This is a genomic window from Pseudomonas sp. W5-36 (assembly GCF_046540455.1).
In the GTDB taxonomy this organism is placed as follows: domain Bacteria; phylum Pseudomonadota; class Gammaproteobacteria; order Pseudomonadales; family Pseudomonadaceae; genus Aquipseudomonas; species Aquipseudomonas graminis_B.
In genome coordinates this window covers 79,790-87,520 of record NZ_JAXCIQ010000021.1, presented here as the reverse complement: position 1 = coordinate 87,520, position 7,731 = coordinate 79,790, and the positions used below count along the sequence as shown (strand labels likewise).

Below are 7,731 nucleotides of genomic sequence, written 5' to 3'. Positions count from 1 at the left end.
AATGCAGCCTTCGCGAGCAAGCTCGCTCCCACAGGATCTCGGTCAATTTGATATCTCGGGCGAGTCGTAGGACTTGTGGGGGTGAGCTTGCTCACGAAGAGGCCGGGGCGTGCAGCCAATTTCTCTGCAGGCTGAATGCAGCCTTCGCGAGCAAGCTCGCTCCCACAGGATCTCGGTCAATTTGATATCTCGGGCGAGTCGTAGGACTTGTGGGGGTGAGCTTGCTCACGAAGAGGCCGGGGCGTTCAGCGCTTTCTCTGCAGGTTGAATGCAAGCCTTCGCGAGCAAGCTCGCTCACATGATTCCGACGCTCGCAGGTAGATCTGCAATCAGGCGCGCAGCGGCAGCATGTTGCTGAACACCGCGCATCCTAAAGCCTCAGCCCAGAATCCCGCGCACGATGAAGTACAGCAGCGACGGCCCCAGCAGACAGCCGAGCCCGGTGTGGAAGGTCGCCGTCAGCGCGCCGTAAGGCACCAGCCGTCGATCCGTCGCCGCGAGCCCGGCTGTCACGCCGCTCACGGTGCCGGCCAGACCGCCGAAGACCATCGCGGAGCGCGGGTTATCCAACCCCATCCCGCGCGCGGCCATCGGGGTGCCGACCATCACCAGAATGGCTTTGATCAGACCGGTCGCGATCGACAGCGCCATCACGTCCGAGCTCGCGCCCAACGCTGCACCGGTCACCGGCCCGACGATGTAGGTCACTGCGCCCGCGCCAATGGTGGTGATGCTCACGGCGTCGCGATAGCCGAAGGCATACGCCACGCAGCAACCGACGATGAACGGCAGCAACGTGCCGAGCAGCAGCGAGAACGCGCCGACCCAGCCAGCTTTTTTCGCTTCGGTGGCCTGCACTTCGAAGGCCGTGGCGACGATGGCAAAATCACGCAGCATCGACCCGCCCATCAGGCCGATTCCGGAGAACAGCGCCAGGTCCGCCAGCCCTTTCTGGCCGCCGGTCATCGTGCCGCCCACCCACGCCAGGACCAGGCCGATGACGATCGCAATGGCCGAACCATGAATGCGCCCGAACGTCAGTCGCTTGGACAGCACCACCGAAATCCACATCACCACGCCCACGACCGCAAACGCGGTGACCAGGCCCTGACTGATCAGGTCTTTCTGAATGAGCTCCCACATATCAGCGGCCTCCTGCTGGGGAAACAGTCGGCGCGATCACCGGGAGCGGATTCGCCAGTTCGTCCTCTTTGGGCAGCGGCTCGCCCTTATTGATGCGGCTAATGACGGCAATCGTGCAGCCGCAGACCACCACCGACACCACCGCCGCGATGACCGCGATCGGCCCGCCCTTGAGCGCGGTCACAACGTTTTGCTGAGCGGCCATGGCCACGACGACCGGGATATACATGGCGCCCCAGAAGCCGACGCCCATTTCACAGCCTTCGCTCATGCCGCCGCGCTTTTGCATGAACAGTCGTGCGCAGATCAACAGGATCATCGCGATCCCGACGCCGCCCACGTTTGATTTGACGCCCAGCAGCACGCCGAGCAGATCACCGAGAATCACCCCCGCGAGGGTGCAGATTGCGAGTAACGCCACGCCATAAATCACCATTGTTCTAATCCTCAAATTGCATCGTCGAAGTTGTTGTTTTTGTGTTCCTTCGAAAGCAGCAGTCGGTTTATGAGTGGCGGCGTTCCTCCTCTCGCGACAGCGCGCTGAGCGTGTCCAGCCGGGCGCCCTGGAAAGCGACGGCCGATCCTTGTTCGAAGACGCGGCGTGCCAGACCGGTAAGCACGGTACCCGGCGGCAGTTCGATGTGCAGGCGTGCGCCGCGCTCGTACGCGGTTTGCACCGTGCTGCGCCAGTCGATGACACGGCACAAGTTGAACGCCAGATCGTCACGGACCTTGTCGGCGCTGAGCATCGGCCGCGCGGTGCTGCCGCTGAGGTATTTCAGCGTCGGTGCTTTCACCGCTACCCGGGAAAACGCTTCGGCGAGCGCGCGCGCAGGTTCAGCCAGCAGCTCGCAATGGGACGGCACGCTGACCGCCAGCCGCTTGGCCGCCGCAGCGCCCTGCTCTTTTGCAAGCGCAGCGACAGCCGCCATGGCCTCGTCTCGCCCGGCAATGACGAACTGGTTATCGGCGTTGATATTGGCCAGATAGACCGGCGTCTCAACACTGTGAATGTGAGCGATCAGGCTTTCGACCGTGGGTTGGTCAAGCCCGATCAGCGCGGTCATGCCGTAGCCCTGTGGATAAGCGCTTTGCATCAGCTCACCCCGCAGCGCCACCAGACGCACGGCATCCGAAAAATCCAGAGCCCCCGCGATGACCGCTGCGGGATAAGCGCCAATGGACAAGCCCGCGACCATGTCAGGGGAGTTTCCATCGGCCATCAGCACGCGCGCACAGGCGACGCCGGCGATCAACAAACACAGCTGAACGGCTCGCGTCGATTGCAGCGCGGGGGCGGTGTCCAGCGTCAGGACGTCCTCGCTCAATGCAGCGCTCGCTTCCGCCAGGCACTGCGGGACCAAGGGGTGCTCCGGCAGCCCATGGAGCATGCCCGGCTGTTGCGCGCCCTGGCCGGGAAACGCCCAGAAGCTGCTCATGCCGCAACCGCCTGCGCCAGCCACTGTTTATCCACAAGCCGCGCGCCGTCTTCGGCTTTGAGCAGCACCTGGCGTGACGGTCCTGCCCATTCGCGCAGCGCTACGGCACCAACCGGGGTTTGAAGCTGAAGGTCGATGCGGCACACCGCGCTGGCAAGCTGCTCGACCAAACGAGCGGCGTGCTGGCGATCAAAAAATTGAGGCGTGCGCAATATCAGATCAAGGTCGCTGCCCGCGTGCAGCACCGGCACGCCACTCGCCAGCTCAAAACCGGCGCCACCCGCTACGCCCCATGGCAGGCCGAGCGCATTCATCACGGGACGGATCTGCTGCAAGGCGCGCAACGCCGGCCAATCAGCGTCAGGCGTCATGACGATCAACTCTTCAGGCCGCACGCGCCGTTGCACATCGTCGAGCTTCATGCGAGTGGCGTAGCGCTGATCCCGCGAGCGCCCCCGCACACCCACCGCCACCAGGCCGGCCGCGACACGGGCGCGGCGCACCACCACCGGATGACCCAGGCCAACGGCTTCAAACGCCCAGGCCGGTGCGTCGATCGGCAACGCAGCCGCCGACAAGCCCCACAACAGATCGTGGGGCAGCACCGGCTGAAAAGTGCTCATCACCACTGCGCCCGCAACAGCTCGCGCACTTTCGACGACGCCGCACGGTTCGGCGCGCCCAGGCGTGTACTCAGGTCATTGGCCCCGGCCAGGGTGTCTTTAATCGCTGCAATCAGACAGTCCTGAACCAGGGTGAGATCCGACGCCGTTGGCTGCTCAATCTCACTGACCGACAGGGTTTCCCAGAGCAAACCGAGGCTGGCATAGCTGTCGATGTCGTAGGCCATCGGCGGCACGCTGGCAGCGAGTTTTTCCAGTTCTTCGACGCTGCGCAGCGTCACCCGCGCCGCAGAAGCCTTGCCCATGGCGTGAACCATGACGCCCGGATCGCGCAGGGCAATCAGCCGATTGGCCTGATAACCGTGGGCGAGGAACGCGCCGGACATCGCCTTGCCCACCAGCAGCCCGATCACCGGATGCCCGGCCAGTCGGGCCCGCGCATAGGCGTCAACGGCACCGGCCAGCGCCTGGTGAATGCCCAACGCTTCCTCGCGGCGGCCATAGGCCTGACTCGGCACGTCGATGATCGCAATCAGCGTGCGCTTGATGTCGCTGTGCCGATCCAGCTCGATGGCGCCGTCAACGGCCTGGGCCAGACCCCATCCTTCAAGCAAACCGACTTCGCCGTTTTGTGCGCGGGGAAAGCGGTTGGCAGGGTCAGCGACCACCGCCAGGAATCGCGCAGGACGATCACCCAGCGTACCGTCAGCCGCTTTGACCGATGCCGGCAGCCCCGCCACTTCAGCGGCGTTCGCGGCCAGCGCGTTGAACCAGTTCAATCCACGATGGGAGTAAGCACTCATGACCGGTCTCCTTGATAGGCAGTGCGCACGGCAGCGGGCTCTATCTGCCGGGCCGTGTCCACTTGGGCCAGACGTTCGAGGAAAAACGCGTAACGACTGCTGCGTTCCTGCTCGGGCTTGCCCTTGTGCAACAACGCCTGCACCTGTTGCTGAATGGCGCTGATGTCGTCGGCGACAAAGGCGTCCACCAGACCGCTGGCAAAACGTTGCTCGCCCCCGGTCAGGCTCCAGATGAAGGGCCGGTCGCGGGAATCGTATTCTTCGATGCCGGCTTCCTGCTCGATGACTTGCGGACCGTTCAGGCCCAGACGCGCCTCCTGGGTGACGACCAGATAACTGCACAAACCCGCCGCAATCGACATGCCGCCAAAGCAGCCGACGCTGCCCGCCACTACGCCGATCACCGGCTGATAGCGACGCAGGTCAACAATGGCGGCGTGAATGTCGGCAATGGCCGCCAGCCCGAGGTTGGCTTCCTGCAAGCGCACGCCCCCGGTTTCCAGCAGCAGAACGGCTGCGGTGGGAATGCCCTTGCGATTGTCTTCGGCGGCCAGTTCCAGCGCGCCGGCCATTTTCGCGCCGCCGACTTCGCCCATGCTGCCGCCTTGAAAGCCGCCTTCGATGGCGCAGATCACCACCGGCTTGCCCTCAATCGTGCCTTTGGCGATTACCACGCCATCGTCGGCCTGGGGCACGACGCCCTGCTTGGCCAGCCAAGGGGAAACCAGACGCTCGAAGGGATCGATCAGCTCACGAAAACTGCCGTTGTCCAGCAGTGCGCGAGCGCGTTGCCGGGCGCCGAGTTCGACGAAGCTGTGCTGCTGCAGAAGCCGCGTGCTGTCAGTCATGGCCGACCTCCTCGAAACCTTGCTCCAGGCGCAGCCGAACCACGCCCGGCGTGGCGCCGAAATCATGGATGTCGATGCTCATGGCCGGTGGCGTCTGGCCGTCGAACATGCGCTGGAAGAGATTTTCCCAGCGCGCCGAACTGCCGCTGACCGACGTCAGCACCTGGATCGTCAGCTTGCCCGGCTGACCCGGTTCCAGGAGCACTTCCAGATCACCCGAACCGACACAACCCACCAGCGCGCGACCTAATGGCGGCTGCCCGGCGGGGAATTCAAAAGACAGGGTTTCCATGATCAGACGTTCCTCGTTGCATCGCCGAGCGCAGGCTCCAGGCGATCAATAAACAGGCAAGCGGCTAGCAAGTCGGCAGCGCCGCCGGGAGAGGCGTTCAGGCTCAGCAGTTGTTGATCCAGCTGATTCAGCGCGCGACGGCCGCTGAGGGTCGCGCTGCCGCCGGCGTCCAGGACCTGCTGCGCACCGTGTTGCATGGCGTGCAGGCCTGCTTCACCGGCGCGATACAGCACGCAGGTATCGGACAGCGTGGTCATGATCGCCAGCAGTGCATCGAGTCGCGCGTTCTGCTCGCCATGCCCGGCGGCGCGGCTGCGGAGGAGTTGCGGCAAGCCGGTTTGAGTCACGGCAGGGAAACCCGCTTGCGCTTGCTCCCGGGCGCCCATTGCGCCGTATTTTTGCGCAACGGCCTGGCCATGGCTCTGACTCTCGCCCTGATGACGATCGTCGATCAATGCCAGATGGCCCGCGCGTTGGCACAGCCCTTCCGGAGAGAGATCATCGGGGTCCAGCGCTGCAGCGGTAACCAGCAAACCCAATGCCCAGATCGCGCCACGGTGGGTGTTCACCCCATTGGTGGTGCGCATCATCACGGCTTCACCCTCGCGACCGAGGCGGCCGATGGTTTCCCGCAGTGCCGGGTTGAGCTCGCCGATGGCGATGGCGGCGTCGGCCATTTGCTTGAACGCGGGCCACAGCGAGAGCGCTGATGCGTGCATCAGACCCAAGTGCAGATCGGTGTGGGCGCCACTGCTGCGGCGATCGACCAGCGCCGGTTTTGGCGACAGGTCGGCTTCGTCGATCAGTGCATCCACGGCCAGATCAGCCAGGCGCTCAGCCAGCGAGGCCGAACCGGGCGCTGCATCGAAGGCATCGAAAGCTACGTTGAGTGCGCGCATCACCAACTCCTGAATTTCGCAGGCGGGTTGTACAAACCGCCGGACCATTCCACCAGCTCGGCGATGCTCTTGGCGGCGAGCAGTTCGCGGCTGGCGTCGGTGCGGCGAATGCCCAAATCCTCAGGCAGCGCAATCAGCCCTTCACGGCGCATGCGGGCGGTGTCTTTCGGGTTGTGGCGCAGGCCGATGGAGGTCACCCCCGCCACGGCGGCAATCATGGCCTGACGCTCTTCCAGCGTTCGCGCCTTGTACAGATAGGCGATGCCTTCTTCGGTCAACAGATGGGTGACGTCGTCGCCGTAGATCATGATCGGCGCCAGGGGCATGCCGCTCTTTTTCGCGACTTCGACAGCGTCCAGCGTCTCGACGAAAGTGGGTTTGCCGCCCTCCTGGAAAGTCTCGACCATTTGCACGACGAGCTTCTTGCCGCGTTCAAGATAGGCGTCCGGCCCGTCACCGCTCTGCTGGCGCATGTCCAGCCAGGCGGGCGTGGCGTGACGCCGGCCGCGCGGGTCGTGACCCATGTTCGGCGCGCCACCGAAGCCGGCGAGGCGCCCGCGCGTAACGGTGGAGGAATGGCCGTCGCCGTCGACTTGCAGCGTGGCGCCGATGAACAGGTCAACGGCGTACTGCCCGGCCAGTTGGCACATCATTCGGTTGGAGCGCATGGAGCCATCGTGGCCGGTGAAGAACACGTCGGGCCGCGCGGCAATGTAATTTTCCATGCCCAGTTCGGTGCCGAAGCAATGCACGCTTTCGACCCATCCGCTTTCGATGGCGGGGATCAGCGTCGGGTGTGGATTGAGCGTCCAATTGCGGCAGATCTTGCCCTTCAGACCCAGGGATTCGCCGTAGGTCGGCAGGATCAGTTCGATCGCCGCGGTGTTGAAGCCGATGCCGTGATTAAGAGATTGGACGTTGTGTTTTTCGTAGATCCCGCGAATCGCCATCATCGCCATCAGCACATGCACCGGTTTGATGTGGCGCGGGTCGCGGGTGAACAGCGGCTCGATGTAGAACGGCTTGTCGGCGACGACCACGAAGTCGACCCATGATGCCGGGATGTCCACGCGAGGCAGGTCGCTGACGTCATCCACCAACTGGTTGACCTGCACGATGACGATGCCATCGCTGAACGCGGCCGGTTCGATCAGGGCGGGGGTGTCTTCGGTGCTGGCGCCGGTGTAGATGTTGCCGGCGCGGTCAGCCATGAAGCCGGCCGAAAGCACGACGTTAGGGATCAGGTCGACCAGCAGACGGGAGTACAGCTCGATGTACGTATGAATCGCGCCGATTTCCAGCAGGCCGTCTTCCAGCAACTGGCTGATCCGCAAGCTTTGGGTACCGGCGAACGAGAAGTCCAGCTTGCGGGCGATGCCGCGTTCGAACAGGTCCAGATGCTCGGCCCGGCCGACGCTGGGCATGATCATGTGCAGGTCGTGGAGCTTGGCGGGATCGGCCTTCACCAGTGAGCGCGAAAGGAAATCCGCCTGCTTCTGGTTATTGCCTTCCAGCACCACGCGATCGCCCGGCGCAATCAACGCCTCAAGCGCCGCGACAATCTTGTCGGTCGGCAGTACAACGCCATCGACGAAGGAACGCACCAGGTCTAGCCGTCGCAGTTTCTCAGTGCGACGACGCGACCAGCGCGGGTCAAGTTTCGTTGTTGTGGTCATGCTGACTC

9 protein-coding genes are annotated in these 7,731 nt (G+C 64.0%); all 9 read right to left on the bottom strand.

Annotated elements, in window-relative coordinates; genetic code table 11:
• Positions 1 to 378: 378 nt before the first annotated feature.
• The gene (gene madM, locus SLW74_RS24295) at positions 379 to 1,143 is read right to left on the bottom strand and encodes a malonate transporter subunit MadM (RefSeq protein ID WP_410930373.1); all 765 of its coding nucleotides are present in this window, start codon (positions 1,141 to 1,143) and stop codon (positions 379 to 381) included.
• Between the two features lies 1 nt (position 1,144).
• Positions 1,145 to 1,579, bottom strand: a complete 435-nt coding sequence (gene madL, locus SLW74_RS24290; RefSeq protein ID WP_065991198.1) for a malonate transporter subunit MadL — start codon at positions 1,577 to 1,579, stop codon at positions 1,145 to 1,147.
• A 67-nt stretch (positions 1,580 to 1,646) separates the two neighbouring features.
• Positions 1,647 to 2,582 (bottom strand): malonate decarboxylase subunit epsilon, encoded by a 936-nt coding sequence (gene mdcH, locus SLW74_RS24285; RefSeq protein WP_410930372.1) that lies wholly within the window; start codon positions 2,580 to 2,582, stop codon positions 1,647 to 1,649.
• On the bottom strand, positions 2,579 to 3,211 hold the full coding sequence (locus SLW74_RS24280; RefSeq protein WP_410930371.1) for a malonate decarboxylase holo-ACP synthase: 633 nt from the start codon (positions 3,209 to 3,211) through the stop codon (positions 2,579 to 2,581). Before SLW74_RS24280 ends, mdcH begins: the two co-directional genes overlap by 4 nt.
• On the bottom strand, positions 3,205 to 4,008 hold the full coding sequence (gene mdcE, locus SLW74_RS24275) for a biotin-independent malonate decarboxylase subunit gamma (protein WP_410930370.1): 804 nt from the start codon (positions 4,006 to 4,008) through the stop codon (positions 3,205 to 3,207). Before mdcE ends, SLW74_RS24280 begins: the two co-directional genes overlap by 7 nt.
• A complete protein-coding gene (locus tag SLW74_RS24270; protein ID WP_410930369.1) occupies positions 4,005 to 4,856 on the bottom strand; it encodes a biotin-independent malonate decarboxylase subunit beta in 852 nt (283 codons plus the stop codon). Before SLW74_RS24270 ends, mdcE begins: the two co-directional genes overlap by 4 nt.
• Positions 4,849 to 5,148, bottom strand: a complete 300-nt coding sequence (locus tag SLW74_RS24265) for a malonate decarboxylase subunit delta (protein WP_192135502.1) — start codon at positions 5,146 to 5,148, stop codon at positions 4,849 to 4,851. Before SLW74_RS24265 ends, SLW74_RS24270 begins: the two co-directional genes overlap by 8 nt.
• 2 nt (positions 5,149 to 5,150) lie before the next feature.
• On the bottom strand, positions 5,151 to 6,047 hold the full coding sequence (locus tag SLW74_RS24260; RefSeq protein ID WP_410930368.1) for a triphosphoribosyl-dephospho-CoA synthase: 897 nt from the start codon (positions 6,045 to 6,047) through the stop codon (positions 5,151 to 5,153).
• Positions 6,047 to 7,723, bottom strand: a complete 1,677-nt coding sequence (mdcA, locus tag SLW74_RS24255) for a malonate decarboxylase subunit alpha (protein ID WP_410930367.1) — start codon at positions 7,721 to 7,723, stop codon at positions 6,047 to 6,049. The genes SLW74_RS24260 and mdcA overlap by 1 nt, the downstream gene beginning before the upstream one ends.
• Positions 7,724 to 7,731: the final 8 nt, after the last annotated feature.